The 13,467-nt window shown below is 38.9% G+C and carries 15 protein-coding genes, 1 tRNA gene and 1 pseudogene; 11 read left to right on the top strand and 6 right to left on the bottom strand.

The features are described 5' to 3' along the window. Positions 1-142: 142 nt before the first annotated feature. The 3 genes from murA to CWD90_RS16450 form a co-directional block, all read right to left on the bottom strand. Positions 143-1,450, bottom strand: a complete 1,308-nt coding sequence (murA, locus tag CWD90_RS16460; protein ID WP_103477166.1) for a UDP-N-acetylglucosamine 1-carboxyvinyltransferase — start codon at positions 1,448-1,450, stop codon at positions 143-145. A gap of 15 nt (positions 1,451-1,465) precedes the next feature. Continuing rightward, positions 1,466-2,119: a DUF4290 domain-containing protein gene (locus CWD90_RS16455; RefSeq protein ID WP_103477165.1), complete on the bottom strand. Its 654-nt coding sequence runs from the start codon at positions 2,117-2,119 to the stop codon at positions 1,466-1,468. Positions 2,120-2,206: 87 nt separating this feature from the next. Further along, positions 2,207-2,494 (bottom strand): DUF493 family protein, encoded by a 288-nt coding sequence (locus CWD90_RS16450; protein ID WP_103477164.1) that lies wholly within the window; start codon positions 2,492-2,494, stop codon positions 2,207-2,209. Between the two features lie 116 nt (positions 2,495-2,610). On the opposite strand from CWD90_RS16450, the gene CWD90_RS16445 reads away from it, so the two are divergent. From CWD90_RS16445 to CWD90_RS16425, 5 genes are all read left to right on the top strand, one after another. Next, complete coding sequence (locus CWD90_RS16445) at positions 2,611-3,153, top strand: AAA family ATPase (RefSeq protein ID WP_103477171.1); 543 nt, start codon at positions 2,611-2,613, stop codon at positions 3,151-3,153. Next, positions 3,153-5,057 (top strand): RecQ family ATP-dependent DNA helicase, encoded by a 1,905-nt coding sequence (locus CWD90_RS16440; protein ID WP_103477163.1) that lies wholly within the window; start codon positions 3,153-3,155, stop codon positions 5,055-5,057. Before CWD90_RS16445 ends, CWD90_RS16440 begins: the two co-directional genes overlap by 1 nt. Continuing rightward, on the top strand, positions 5,054-6,001 hold the full coding sequence (gene fmt / locus CWD90_RS16435) for a methionyl-tRNA formyltransferase (protein ID WP_103477162.1): 948 nt from the start codon (positions 5,054-5,056) through the stop codon (positions 5,999-6,001). The genes CWD90_RS16440 and fmt overlap by 4 nt, the downstream gene beginning before the upstream one ends. Positions 6,002-6,179: 178 nt before the next feature. Beyond that, positions 6,180-6,452: an HU family DNA-binding protein gene (locus CWD90_RS16430; protein ID WP_031443811.1), complete on the top strand. Its 273-nt coding sequence runs from the start codon at positions 6,180-6,182 to the stop codon at positions 6,450-6,452. Between the two features lie 114 nt (positions 6,453-6,566). Further along, positions 6,567-7,127 carry a YqgE/AlgH family protein gene (locus tag CWD90_RS16425; RefSeq protein WP_103477161.1) on the top strand — a complete coding sequence of 187 codons (561 nt, stop codon included), beginning with the start codon at positions 6,567-6,569 and terminating at the stop codon, positions 7,125-7,127. Between the two features lie 6 nt (positions 7,128-7,133). Here CWD90_RS16425 and CWD90_RS16420 read toward each other — a convergent pair whose 3' ends face one another. Together CWD90_RS16420 and CWD90_RS16415 are read right to left on the bottom strand one after the other, a co-directional pair. Then, positions 7,134-7,979: an aminotransferase class IV gene (locus CWD90_RS16420; protein ID WP_103477160.1), complete on the bottom strand. Its 846-nt coding sequence runs from the start codon at positions 7,977-7,979 to the stop codon at positions 7,134-7,136. 53 nt (positions 7,980-8,032) lie between these two features. Continuing rightward, a complete protein-coding gene (locus tag CWD90_RS16415) occupies positions 8,033-8,416 on the bottom strand; it encodes an START-like domain-containing protein (protein WP_103477159.1) in 384 nt (127 codons plus the stop codon). Positions 8,417-8,551: 135 nt separating this feature from the next. On the opposite strand from CWD90_RS16415, the gene CWD90_RS16410 reads away from it, so the two are divergent. From CWD90_RS16410 to CWD90_RS16385, 5 genes are all read left to right on the top strand, one after another. Beyond that, a tRNA-Met gene (locus tag CWD90_RS16410) sits at positions 8,552-8,628 on the top strand. Between the two features lie 1,161 nt (positions 8,629-9,789). Then, the gene (locus tag CWD90_RS16400; RefSeq protein WP_103477158.1) at positions 9,790-10,269 is read left to right on the top strand and encodes a cupin domain-containing protein; all 480 of its coding nucleotides are present in this window, start codon (positions 9,790-9,792) and stop codon (positions 10,267-10,269) included. Positions 10,270-10,452: 183 nt separating this feature from the next. Beyond that, on the top strand, positions 10,453-11,034 hold the full coding sequence (locus CWD90_RS16395; RefSeq protein WP_103477157.1) for a Crp/Fnr family transcriptional regulator: 582 nt from the start codon (positions 10,453-10,455) through the stop codon (positions 11,032-11,034). 77 nt (positions 11,035-11,111) lie between these two features. Continuing rightward, positions 11,112-11,597 carry a cupin domain-containing protein gene (locus tag CWD90_RS16390; RefSeq protein WP_103477156.1) on the top strand — a complete coding sequence of 162 codons (486 nt, stop codon included), beginning with the start codon at positions 11,112-11,114 and terminating at the stop codon, positions 11,595-11,597. 73 nt (positions 11,598-11,670) lie between these two features. After that, entirely contained in the window at positions 11,671-12,102 is a 432-nt protein-coding gene (locus tag CWD90_RS16385) for a cupin domain-containing protein (protein WP_103477170.1), read from the top strand. 345 nt (positions 12,103-12,447) lie between these two features. Here CWD90_RS16385 and CWD90_RS16380 read toward each other — a convergent pair. Further along, positions 12,448-12,552: pseudogene (locus CWD90_RS16380) on the bottom strand (transposase); the annotation flags it as partial. 245 nt (positions 12,553-12,797) lie between these two features. Between CWD90_RS16380 and CWD90_RS16375 the strand changes: the two are divergent. Beyond that, on the top strand, positions 12,798-13,403 hold the full coding sequence (locus tag CWD90_RS16375) for a class I SAM-dependent methyltransferase (RefSeq protein WP_103477155.1): 606 nt from the start codon (positions 12,798-12,800) through the stop codon (positions 13,401-13,403). The last annotated feature ends 64 nt before the right edge of the window (positions 13,404-13,467 follow it).

The raw sequence follows: 13,467 nt of genomic DNA, 5'->3' as shown, positions 1-13,467 counted from the left end.
TTCTTCAACTAATTGAAGCTTAAAAGAAATGGAGTAATCTTTTTGGGTACGCCTGGTATACCCCACATTTTCTGATGTTTTCATTACACTAAGTTTTTAGTGTATCACTATTTCAGGACGGGACATTAGGTTTTAACCTTGGTTAAATTCTTGTAATCTTGGCTCCGATGGCACGCAAGCGCGTATCAATATTTTCGTAACCCCGATCGATCTGTTCTATATTGTGGATGGTAGAAGTGCCTTTGGCAGACAAAGCTGCTATCAACAAAGAAACACCCGCTCTAATGTCTGGGGACACCATTGTGGTGGCCTTTAAACTGGATTGAAAGTTGTGTCCAATAACGGTTGCTCTATGTGGGTCACAAAGGATTATCTTAGCGCCCATATCGATCAATTTATCTACAAAGAACAATCGGCTCTCAAACATCTTTTGATGAATTAGAACTTCACCTTTAGCTTGAGTAGCCATCACTAGGATAATACTTAATAAATCTGGCGTAAGACCAGGCCACGGTGCATCTGCCACCGTTAAAATGGAACCATCTATATAATTTTGGATCTCATATCCATCCTTATGTTCTGGAATAACGATATCGTCTCCCTTGCGCTCCAATTGAATTCCCAGCTTTCGGAACACTGTAGGAATCTGACCCAAATCGTCCCAACTAACATCTTTAATTGTTAAATGACTTCTGGTCATAGCGGCCAATCCGATCCAGCTGCCAATCTCTATCATGTCCGGTAACATTCTGTGATCCGTGCCACCAAGACTATCAACACCATTAATCTCCAATAAATTGGAACCTATACCTGTGATTTTGGCCCCCATTCTATTCAGCATCTTACATAATTGCTGTAAATAGGGTTCACAAGCAGCATTGTAAATGGTAGTCTTACCTTCCGCCAAGACCGCCGCCATAACAATGTTGGCCGTTCCGGTAACAGAAGCTTCATCCAAAAGCATATAGGTGCCCTTGAGCTTTTTGGCTTCCACACCATAAAAGTGTTCTTCTTTATTGTATCTAAACTTGGCCCCCAATTTTATAAAACCTTCAAAGTGGGTATCCAAACGTCTACGCCCAATTTTATCGCCACCCGGCTTGGGTATATACCCTTTGCCAAAACGTGCCAATAAAGGCCCCACAAGCATAATAGAACCTCGCAAGCCTCTACCATCCTCCTTAAATTGGGCCGATTGTAGGTAATCCAAATTAATATCATCGGCCATAAAAGTATATGACCCCTGACCTTTCTTTTGAATTTTTACACCCAAATCCTCCAACAAGGATATTAGTTTGTTTACGTCTACAATATCAGGGATATTGCTAATAGACACTTTTTCTGAAGTAAGTAGTACGGCACAGAGTATTTGTAATGCTTCATTCTTTGCCCCTTGCGGTGTAATTTCACCATGTAATTGATGACCACCTTCTATTTTAAATGTTCCCATTAAAGTGTGAGAAGATTAGTACCGTTTTTTACCGCGGTTTTGATTTCTTTGCGTTTTTTTACCAGTATTGGTCCTTGGTGTTTTAGCAACACGGTTCTTAAGGAATTGTCCACTTTCAGTCAAGTTTTCACCCTCCTTGGCTAGGTCTATTTGACCATCGCTCAACTCGAAAAGGTGTTTAAATATAGCCTTGTCATCCACCGTATCCTTGTTCCAATTTAGGTAACACTTTTTCATATGATTGGCAATGGCATATTCCAATCCATCGCGCATATCGCCCTTTTCCCATTTTACGGCCACATCGATCATACGTTTAATGTTGTTACCGTAAAACCTATATTTTGGAAAATTTTGGGGATATTCCAAAGGTTCAGGACGCTTTTGCAAAGTTTCCTGAGAGGTAATTGGAAATGGAGATTCCACGTTCAATTTAAAATCGGACATGATAAACAATTGGTCCCATAATTTATGTTGAAAGTCGGGAACGTCCCTTAAATGTGGCTGAATATTACCCATAACACTTATTATGGCTTGTGCCACACGGTTTCGTTCCGCATCGTCCTCTATGGAAATGGCATGATCCACCATTTTCTGGAAATGACGGCCATACTCGGGTATAATGAGCTTTGATCGCTCAGTATTGTATTCTAAGTTTTCTACTAAATTCAATTTGAAATATTTATTGCTATTGATTTATGATAAGGAAGTATTCTTATAACGTCTGCAAATTAACAAAATTATGCAAGAAATACTATTTTAGAGTGATATAACCCCTTTTATCTCCCCTACTTCCTTGTATTTGCCAATTACTGCATCTGGATTTTTAAGGTTCACAGTAATGGATAAGCTAGTGTATTTAGCGTTTTTAGATTGTTTCGATTCGATAACCGCTCCGGTATTATCAAAAATATCTTGAATCTGTTTTATTTTTTCCGTATCGGTAGGCACAATAAACTTGTACAAATAATTGGACGGCCATTTACTGGTTTCCGCCAATTGTTCCTTCAATCTGTTATAAAAATCATCTGATTTATCTTGATTCATGCCAATGTTTTTGCAAATATATAAAGTATCATTGGCAATTTTTTAATCTTAGGGGTATTTCATTACTTTGCAAAACCATTTTATGCAAGTTTTTGCACAACCTAAAAGGACATTATTTGAATATCGAAAAAATAGTTATCACGGGTGGGCCCAGTACTGGAAAGACTTCCATCATAGAAATGATTGAAAAGGAAGGCTTTTTTTGTTTCAATGAGATATCGCGGGAAATTACACTGCAAGCAAGGAAAGAAGGAATTCCCCAGTTATTTATTTCGGACCCATTGTTGTTTAGTGAACGAATAATTGCCGGTAGAATAAATCAGTTCAAAGCCGCCGAAGATGTTAATCATCCAATGGTATTCTTTGATCGTGGCATTCCTGACGTTGTAGCCTATATGGATTGTTTTGGACAAGCTTACGGCAACCATTTTGTAGATAGCTGTAAAAACTATAGGTACGACCATGTATTTTTACTTCCCCCTTGGAAGGAAATACACCAGTCCGATAATGAACGTTATGAAAATTATGATGAAGCCGTTCGTATCCATACTTATTTGGAAAAAGCATACACCACATATGGCTACAAAATTATAAATGTTCCCAAAGAAACCGTAGAAGGAAGGGTTACCTTTATACTTAATAAAATAAAAAATCTATAGTGCAGCAGCACCCTAAGGATATATTACAGCAATTTTGGGGCTTTCCGGATTTTAAAAATTCACAGGAAAAGATTATAAACGCCGTTTTGGATGGGCAGGACGTTATGGCCTTGCTTCCCACAGGAGGTGGTAAATCTTTATGCTATCAAATACCGGCATTGGCCCGTGATGGTCTTTGTATTGTGGTATCCCCTTTAATAGCTTTGATCAGGAACCAAGTAGAGACCCTAAAGAAATTGGGAATAAAGGCGATTGCCCTTACTGGAGGTATTTCCTTTGACGAAGTGAACAACCTGTTGGACAATTGCCTCTATGGAAATTACAAATTCCTTTACCTATCTCCAGAAAGGCTACAACAAGAATTGATCCAAGAGCGCATTAGGCAAATGAACGTAAATCTAATTGCCATAGATGAGGCCCATTGCATTTCACAATGGGGCAACGATTTTAGACCTGCCTATTTAGAATGCCATATTCTAAAGGAATTGGCACCCAACGCACCTATGATTGCCTTAACGGCCACGGCAACTGGAACAGTTGTCAAGGACATTTGCCAAAATTTAAACTTGGAACAACCTTTGGTCGTCAAAGATTCCTTTTCTCGGAACAATATTACTTTTAGCGTCCTTTGGGAAGAAGACAAAAAATACCGCCTCAAAGAATTATTCGCTCAGAATAATGGTAGCGCTATAGTGTATGTTCAGAGTAGAAAAATGACAATGGAATTGGCCTATTTCCTCTCTCAACAGGGACATACATCCACCTTTTTTCATGGTGGTATTTCCAAAAAGGATAAGGATAGCAGATTAAATCAGTGGCTGGAAAACAAAGCTAAGATCATGGTGGCTACCAATGCCTTTGGAATGGGAATAGATAAGCCAGATGTGGGCCTAGTGGTACATTACCAAATCCCCGATAGTATAGAAAACTATTTTCAAGAGGCGGGCAGGGCCGGCAGGGACGGTAATGCTGCAAACGCTGTTCTTATTACCAACCAAACCGATGAAACACAGGTACGCAAGCAATTTTTAGGGGTGTTACCCGATGTTGATTTTCTAAAACTTTTATACCGAAAACTAGCCAACTATTTTCAGATACCCTTTGGGGAAGGTAGTGGTGAAACCTATCAATTGCCCTTTAATTCTTTTTGCGACATCTATAAGCTTAATTACACATTAACCTATAACGGTTTAAGGTTGTTAGACCAAAACTCGGTTATATCCCTGACAGAAGCATTCTCCCAGAAGACAACTATTCGTATGCTAGCGTCCAAGCACCATATATTTGATTACTTGGATAAAAATCACAAATCGGCACCGATCATTCAAACTATACTGAGAACCTATGGCGGAATTTTCGATTTTGACACCAAAATAAATCCCCTTCTCATTGCGCGCAAAGCCAATAACACCGAAAAGGAAGTTATCTCAGTGTTGAAAAAATTGGAAAAAGATGAAATTATTGAGTATCACGCACAACACAACGATCTGGAAATTACCTTTCTGGTGCCAAGGGAAGATGAACGAACCATCAATATCTTCGCTAAAAAAATAAAGCAAATTCAGCAAGTTAAAAAAGACAATGTAGATAGTATATTGGGTTATATAAAGAACAATACCCTGTGTAGAAATAGGCAATTGTTGAATTATTTTGGCGAAACGAACCAGGATGACTGTGGAAAATGTGATGTCTGTATTCAGAAAAATCCTATTGGTAATGATGTATTAAGAATCATAGAACAGGACATATTGCAAATTCTAATGGTGAAAAAGGAAAATTCCAGAGGCTTGATAAAATTATTGACCTATAAGGAAAGTTCTGTTATTTTGGCAATACAGCGGCTGTTGGAAGATAGAAGAATAAAAGTGAATACGATAAACCAGTATGAAATAATCGAAAGATGAACAAACCTCGAATAGTGTTTATGGGCACCCCGGATTTCGCCGTGGCCATTTTGGATAAGCTAATAAAAAGTGACTGTAATATTGTTGGTGTCCTTACTGCCCCCGACAAACCTGCTGGCCGGGGAAGAAAACTGAACGAATCCGCGGTTAAGGCTTTTGCCAAGGAACACCACTTAAATATCTTACAACCTACCAACTTAAAGGACCCCGATTTTATTAAGGAATTGGAAGGCTTAAATGCCGATCTGCAGATTGTGGTGGCTTTTAGAATGTTGCCTAAGGCCGTATGGGATATGCCCAATCTTGGGACCTTTAACCTTCATGCTTCCCTCCTTCCCCAATATCGTGGAGCGGCACCCATCAATTGGGCCATAATAAATGGAGAACATGAAACAGGGGTAACCACCTTCTTTATTGATGATAAAATTGATACCGGCGAAATTTTACTTCAAAAGAAAACCACCATTTCTGATACCGAAACGGCAGGAACCTTACATGATAAGTTAATGTACCTTGGGGCCGACCTGGTATTGGAAACCATAAATAAAATTGAAAGTAAGGAAATAGTGCCTTCCAAGCAGCAAGAAGACAAAGCTCTAAAGGAAGCACATAAACTTCATAAAGAGACCTGTGAAATAGACTGGAAACAAGATATCGCTACAGTTTACAATTTTATTAGAGGACTTAGCCCCTATCCTACTGCTTGGACTACCTTGTACTATGGGGAAGAAGAAATGTTCCTGAAAATTTATTTGGCCAAAGTGGATTTGGAACCACATCAATTAATAATTGGGACTGTTGTTGCCACCAAAAAAGAACTAAAGGTAGCCGTAGTGGGGGGCTTCATCAATTTATTGGAAATTCAATTGCCTGGTAAAAGAAAAATGGCCACCAAAGAGGTCTTAAATGGATTAAAATTACCGGAAAACGCCTATGTTGGTTAAACCCCCATGTTCATTGGGACTATGGAGAAACGTAAAAAACCTCCTACTTTATCAACAAACGTTTCAAGTTATCAACAAAAATGCGGATTTCCCCTTATTTTACTTGCGTTAATGGCAAATCCGTATAAATTTGTTGAAGTATTTAATTATAATTAATAACACTTAATTTATCGAAATTATGAACAAAACAGAATTAATCGATGCAATGGCAGCTGATGCTGGCATTACTAAAGCAGCAGCTAAAAAGGCATTGGAATCTTTTCTAGGTAACGTTGAAGGTTCTCTAAAAAAAGGTGGTAGAGTATCTCTAGTAGGTTTCGGATCTTGGTCTGTATCTAAAAGAAATGCAAGAGAAGGTAGAAACCCATCTACTGGGAAGACTATCCAAATTGCAGCTAAAAATGTAGTGAAGTTTAAGGCAGGAGCTGATTTGAGCGGTGCAGTAAACTAATCATAATTTTATTATACATTGAAAGCACTTCTCTAACGGGAAGTGCTTTTTTTGTACAAAACACTTTTCAGATTAACGGATTTGTTCTATTTTAGAGAAACAAGAATAAATAATATGGTTGCTGAAAAGCCAAAAAAAGGCAAACTGCTTATTGCCGAGCCTACCCTATCTGGTGATGTTTCCTTTAACAGGTCTATAGTCTTGTTGGCGGAACATAACGAGGAGGGATCTGTTGGTTTTATCCTCAACAAACCTTTGGACTACAATATTAATGACCTGGTCACTGAAATAGATATCCCTTTTCAAGTGTACAATGGTGGTCCAGTAGAACAGGACAATCTTTATTTTATCCATAAGGTTCCGGATTTAATAGTCAATAGTATTGAAATTTCTGATGGTATTTATTGGGGTGGAGATTTTGGATCTATTGTAGATTTGATCAATAATAAGGTTATCTCTGAAAATGACATCCGCTTCTTTTTGGGATATTCCGGCTGGTCCTCGCTGCAATTGGATAAAGAATTAACCTCCAAATCTTGGGTAGTGGTCAATAATGTCTATGAAAGTGCTATCATACAAAAGTCTTCCAATGCTTTTTGGAAGGAAAAGATGATGGAATTGGGGGGCAATTACCTTATTTGGTCCAATGCCCCGGAAAATCCTAATTTAAATTAAGTACAATTAGTTGAGCCTTGCAGCGGCATTCAGCTTGCCCAAAAGATCGGTAGCCACTTTAGTACCGTACTCTTTTTTCCTATATTTCGTAACGGGTTGTATACCTTTAATAGCGTTGGTAATGAACAATTCGTCCGCCTTTTGCAACTCAAAGGGTGAAATAAATGCTTCCTCAAAATTATAATTGTCCAACGAGCCTAAAATTCCGATCAACTTCTTGCGGACAATACCGTTTAAACATCCGTCTTTTAAGGAGGGGGTTTTTATCAACTGGTCCTTTACCAAAAAGAGATTGCCATTTAGCGCTTCTACCACCTTTTTTTCATTGTTGAGCAACAGACAGTTCTGGTAACCATTTTCGGCTGCATATATGCTACCTACCACATTGATCGCCTTATTGTTGGTCTTTAATGTAGAGAGCATATCCGGGTTAACATAAAAATCCTTAAACAGCTCTACTTCGTACGCCTCATTACTTAGGGTATAGAATGCAGCGTCCAATACACTGGTTTCTATGATGTAGGATACGTCATTGGTTTGGGGGAGATATAACCCGCCATTATTTCTAAATACAGTAAATCGCACTCGGGCCGGTTGATCCAAGAGCTCATTGGCATTTACGGCTGCCAATATTTGTTCTTCAAGAAATTCCATGGTAAAATTCATGGGGATTTCCATTCTTAAAATCCGCATGGAAGCCATAAGCCGAAGGTAATGATCTTCCCAAAAGAAAATCTTACCATTCACTACCCTGATCGACTCAAAAAGGGCATCGCCATAGCGCAGTGCCCTATTCTCGTGATTAAGGTAAAAAGTATTGTTAGAAAGTAAGTTTCCGTTAAAATTAACCATAAAAAAAGCCTTGAAAAATCAAGGCCAAAGATACATTTTATTCCCTTAATGCCTTAGGCGGAACCCAAAACTTGTTTCAAGCTGGAAACTTGGTTCTCCCATAGCATTTTAGATTCGTCCACTTCATCCTCATCTGCAAAATCTGTAATAAACAGGGATACATCCTTGGTTATCTCGTCTACAATGATGCGCAACTCAAAAAAACTATCATCCTCTTCCGCTACCCAGGTAAATTTTACAAATTCATCGCTTTTGCGTTTTAGTAATTTTGCTTGCTCTTCGGAGCCGTCCCAAATAAAATTGAACATTTCACCTCTGGAGTTTACGTTATCGGCGAACCATTCCGAAAGTCCAGAGGGGGTTGATATATATTGATATAGTAGTTGCGGTGAAGACTGAATTACAAATTCAACTTCATATTTTATTTTATCGCTCATTCTGAATAGTGTTTATGGCGGGCAATATATATATTTATAAATGATTAAAAAATAAAACCGAGATAATATTTTTAGCGATCTAATTTGGAAAGGACCAAAAATTAACTTTATATTTGCACCCGTTTAAAACGGCACGGCGAGGTAGCTCAGTTGGTTAGAGCGTCGGATTCATAACCCGGAGGTCGGGGGATCGTGCCCCCCTCTCGCTACCAGTAAAATCAAGTAATCCAGGAGTTTAAGCTCCTGGATTTTTTGTTAGGTACAACATAGGTACAACATTTTAAAGTTTACTTTTAAAATATTGCCTTCACTTCAAAAAGACCTATCACTAATTGTTTGGCTCTCATTTTTCTGATAGATTGGTTTTTAACCTTAGTTTATCGGTGGGATTATGCGTAAAACCTGTTTGGATGAGTCAATCGAAGAGAAGCATTTGCACCGGATAAAAGTGCGCATAGCAAACTAGATACTTAAAATCGCTTCCATTGTTATTAAATTTATTTTTTATTTTTTCCTGATGGCTACTGGATCCAAAGCCGGACTTATAGAAAAGATATGACACTCTCTAAAGCGCCATACCTTGGTTTTATTTCCAGATAAATCGGAATATTGTAGATAGGGCGACAAAACCACTTTACTTACCGCAAAAGGCTTTAAAATAAGTTGCAGCCGGTTACTGGAATCCTATGACCTGGAAGTAGGAGGTAATTTGGCGGACATGTTCTTTAAATTTAGGGCAATACCAACACAACAATAACCCCTTAACCCCAAAGGAAAAGGATTTAAAAAGACTTGGCGAAATAAATACTATGGTATGGAGGTTGGTGGAAGAGTTTGGGTTGGTGTAAATAACTTAGGATTTTTGCCGGGTAATATTTCTCATTTAGATGTACCACTTTCTTAACACGATCATAGTTGCAGAAGTGGTTTACGTGCAGGGGATCGACTTAAGCAGGCTGTTTATGGAGCCTTTAGGAGAACTGGTTTTGATTGGATCTGCTGGTAAAAAATGGTCAGATAGCTTTGGAAGGCATCCTTGATCGTCTTGAAAGTGACAAGGGAGGGTTTCCTTCCCCCTTTCTTAAGGTACTTTTTTAGATTGAAAGCGATTGCCGCCATGAGCATGACCTTATGTGCACCGGCTTTGCCCAGTACGCCTATTTTCCTTAAGACGTGTATAATTAATTGCTTGGGTCTGTTTGTACTCGGAAAATCCTGCGGATTTCCCTAAAGTATGGTTTCCTTTTACTAAATTAGTTGCGCGAGACTCGCAACTAAACCATACACCAACCGTTGCTAGTAATTGTGACCCACAATAAACAGATTAATATTTTAAATGATTAACTTAATTTATATCCTTATAAATCAACACTATGAAAACCACTAAAATTAAACAGTACAAAAAAAACATGATTACGTTCGCCTTTGTTTTTTTAACAATCGGCTTGAATGCGCAGAGTAATGACCTTTCTGACACAGAAACTTCTTTTGCTACAACCATTGATAATAAAGATTTGAACTGGTTACCTGCCCCAGATTTCTTTCCGGGTTGTTCCTTTACAATACTTCATGGCGATATATCTAAACCTAATTTGGATTTTTTCTTTAAAATTGAAGCTAATACCGAAGTTGTAAATCATACACATAATTCACCAGAACGAATGATTTTAATTTCAGGAGATTTGGAGGTTGAATACGAAGGGGAAAATCCTGTGGTATTAAAAGCTGGCTCTTATGCTTATGGCCCTGCAGGAAAGCCACATAAAGCAAAATGCCTAGATAATGGCTCTTGTGTTTTATTTGTCGCTATGGTGGACCCTTTTGATGCAGTGCCTACTATAAAAAAAGATTAAGGTAGTTTGTAAAATCCGTACAATAAAAAAAGCAACTACTTGCAACAATGTTTAACCGCAATTACGGTGGATTCGATTACGTCCGAATCCACTCGGAATTACTAAGGCCAGTTGTTAACCGAAAAACACTAACTTAAATCCCGTAATTGACGGTTATACGAGACCGTTAGCAGCCATTAAATCATGACCTACTCTTTACTCTTAAACGAATTAAGACGCATAGTTACATTCCCTGACAAAGATTTTTTGAAGGCAATTCCTTTGCTTGAGAGGATTCAGGTAAAGAAGGGAGAACACCTGTTAAAAGCAGGAGACATCTCGAGGAAAGTGTATTTCATAGAGGAAGGATGTTTGCGACAATACCTTATTAACAGTAATGGCGAAGAGAGGAATATCTATTTCAAAGTAGAATGTGGCTGGTGTAGTGAGTTGGTAAGCTTTTTAAATAATTCGCCAACAGAGTTAAACATCCAAGCCCTTGAGGACAGTCAACTATTAGCCATAAATCAAAAGAACTGGATATATGCGGTGACTCATATTCCCCCTTTTACCATGTATTTTATAAAGGCACAGCAGGAAACAAATTACATGCTAAAAAAGCGATTAGGAGAAGCTACAGTTGAAACTCCTGAAGAAAAATATACGCGCTTTCTTAACGAAGAATCACACCTGCTCCAGCGTTTACCTTTGTTTCAAATTGCATCATACCTCGGGATGACACCAGAAACATTGAGCCGCATTCGAAAAAAAATAGGTTCAAAGTAATTTCTTGATTCAAATCAAGGGTCTGACCATTTCTTGCCGGTATCTTGCAACCTAATCAACTAAAGAAACCAGCAATCATGGAAAACAATACAATTAGAATTGGACAAACCACAATTGATTTCTTGTTGGAAGCATCTGACACAAATGGATCAGTAGCCATGTTTGAATTTAGCGTACCTACTGGAGCCAGAGTGCCTCCTCCTCATTATCATGAACACTATGATGAAACGATTTACGGGTTGGAAGGAGTAATCACATTTACTGTTGAGGGCAAACCCATCGACATTGCCCCAGGAGAATCTTGCTTTATTCCTCGGGGTGCAGTGCATGGGTTTAAAAATCGTACTCAAGAAAATGCTAAGGCTTTGGCTGTAATTTCACCCGCTCTTATAGGACCCAATTTCTTCAAAGAGTGTGCAGAAATCGTAAACGCTGGCGGACCTCCTGATATCAAACAGCTCAAAATGGTAATGACTCGGCATGGTTTGGTGCCAGTGATCCCAAAACTCATTTACCTCTTACTCATTATCGTAAACACTATAAAGAAACTATTTACTCATTAGAAGGCGTCATCACCTTTACCGTTAAATGGTTAGTGCCGGTACATTTCACTCTAAACAACTAAAGAAAAATATCATGAAAAATGACACAATCACAGTAGGACAAGTAACCATTGACTTTTTACTGGAAAGCGCTGATACAAACGGTTCCGTATCCATGTTTGAATTTGGCGTTCCGGCAGGAGCCAAAGTTCCCCTTCCTCATTATCATGAACATTATGATGAAACTATTTACGGATTGGAGGGGATTATCACTTTTACTGTTGAGGGCAAACCTATCGACATTGCCCGTGGTGAATCCTGCTTTATTCCTCGCAGTACTGTGCACGGGTTTAATAATCTAACGCAAGAGAATTCTAGGGCTTTGGCCATAATTACTCCAGCACTTCTTGGTCCAAACTTCTTTAAAGAGTGTGCAGAAATTGTAAACGCAGGAGGACCTCCTGATGTGGAAAAGCTAAAAATAATTATGTCCCAGCATGGTTTGGTGCCTGTTCTGCCAGAGTAATCATAATGGAAAAAAGCACTTTATCTGATTCAACGTTGATAGGAATTGCCCAATTGGCAGTGGCACTTGTCGGTTTCAGCGGTGTTGTCGCGGTACTTGGGCGTAGAGCTAAAGGAGAATGGTAGCCGGAAGAGACTCTTCAGCTTCGGTCAATGGTCGAAATAAGTTGTATTGTTGTGTTTGCAGATTTAGTGCCTTTGACTCTTTAGCTGCTCTTCGATTCATATGAAACAGTTTGGCGACTGGCTAATGCCCTTATGGGTCTCTTGGCAGTTTACGGGCTAGTGGCATTTATCTTGCGCGCACGCCAAGCGTCAACGACTGTTATTTGTAACCGTGCAAACAGCCTGCATAACTACAAAGCTCACTTGCGCTTGTAAAACGTTCAAATCCGTCTGTCAAAACAACTAACATCGCAGCTGTTTTGTTCCCTATACCAGGCACCTCACGGTCAGCAACCTTGCAGCTTACTAATGGTTCAGGGCGTTACCCCTGCCCATAAGGGACTTGCACCCTCGAAATTAATTAACTACATTTCTGTAGTTAAAAAGATGCCCATGCTGGGCACACACACCGTATAAAATTAATTGCTTAAAACACGCAACTAATCTTATACCAAACGTTATGCCCAATTAAAACACCTTAAGTATATTTGACAGTGACCAGAAAATAATAGTAATTAAAACAGAGAAATCATGAATTACAAATTTGCTTATTCAATAGGCTTTCACCCATGGGAGGATGCTGAACGACACGGTCCATTCGTGAAGAAAATTACAGAAATGTTTGAGCGGGAAGAAAGTGGCAAAACTACACCTTTTGGTAAAGCCCTTGATATTGGTTGTGGTAACGGTGTGTGGGGAATTAATTTGGCTAAACGAGGATGGGATGTTACAGGTGTTGACATTGTTGACAAAGCATTGCAACGAGCTCAAGAACGGATAGAAAAAGAAAATGTAGCGGTCAAACTTGTTAAGGATGATGTAACCGAGCTTCACAACATTGGAAAAGACTTTAAGTTAATTCTAGACACTGGCACTTTCCATGGTTTGACTAGTGAACAAAAAAAAGCTATGGGTAATGCAGTTAATAATATTGCTGGTCAGGATGCAACAATTCTGCTTCTTGTATGGGATCCGAAATGGAGAGGACCTCTTCCAGGAGGTGCAAGCCGGAAAGAAATTGAGGCCTGCTTTCCGGATTGGACGATAACTCATGTGGAAGCCGCTGCTGATAAACCTGAAGCAATTTATAAAATTCTAAAAGCAAATGAACAATGGTATTGCCTTAGTCGCAAATGAAATGAAAGTTGACAAATAACTGGACAAAGGAGCTAGCTGCCTGATTAATGAAATATACTAATGC

The sequence above is a fragment of the Arenibacter catalasegens genome (assembly GCF_002909235.1).
Taxonomy (GTDB): domain Bacteria; phylum Bacteroidota; class Bacteroidia; order Flavobacteriales; family Flavobacteriaceae; genus Arenibacter; species Arenibacter catalasegens.
The sequence above is the reverse complement of the archived record's forward strand: the minus strand, read 5'-3'. Positions and strand labels throughout refer to the sequence as shown.

Coding starts and splice junctions, on each gene's coding strand:
- CWD90_RS16425 (WP_103477161.1), top strand. CDS start 6,567: ATGGTTGCTGAAAAGCCAAAAAAAGGCAAACTGCTTATTGCCGAGCCT.
- CWD90_RS16385 (WP_103477170.1), top strand. CDS start 11,671: ATGAAAAATGACACAATCACAGTAGGACAAGTAACCATTGACTTTTTA.
- CWD90_RS16430 (WP_031443811.1), top strand. CDS start 6,180: ATGAACAAAACAGAATTAATCGATGCAATGGCAGCTGATGCTGGCATT.
- CWD90_RS16420 (WP_103477160.1), bottom strand. CDS start 7,979: ATGGTTAATTTTAACGGAAACTTACTTTCTAACAATACTTTTTACCTT.
- CWD90_RS16400 (WP_103477158.1), top strand. CDS start 9,790: ATGAAAACCACTAAAATTAAACAGTACAAAAAAAACATGATTACGTTC.
- CWD90_RS16450 (WP_103477164.1), bottom strand. CDS start 2,494: ATGAATCAAGATAAATCAGATGATTTTTATAACAGATTGAAGGAACAA.
- murA (WP_103477166.1), bottom strand. CDS start 1,450: ATGGGAACATTTAAAATAGAAGGTGGTCATCAATTACATGGTGAAATT.
- CWD90_RS16375 (WP_103477155.1), top strand. CDS start 12,798: ATGAATTACAAATTTGCTTATTCAATAGGCTTTCACCCATGGGAGGAT.
- CWD90_RS16415 (WP_103477159.1), bottom strand. CDS start 8,416: ATGAGCGATAAAATAAAATATGAAGTTGAATTTGTAATTCAGTCTTCA.
- CWD90_RS16395 (WP_103477157.1), top strand. CDS start 10,453: ATGACCTACTCTTTACTCTTAAACGAATTAAGACGCATAGTTACATTC.
- CWD90_RS16390 (WP_103477156.1), top strand. CDS start 11,112: ATGGAAAACAATACAATTAGAATTGGACAAACCACAATTGATTTCTTG.
- fmt (WP_103477162.1), top strand. CDS start 5,054: ATGAACAAACCTCGAATAGTGTTTATGGGCACCCCGGATTTCGCCGTG.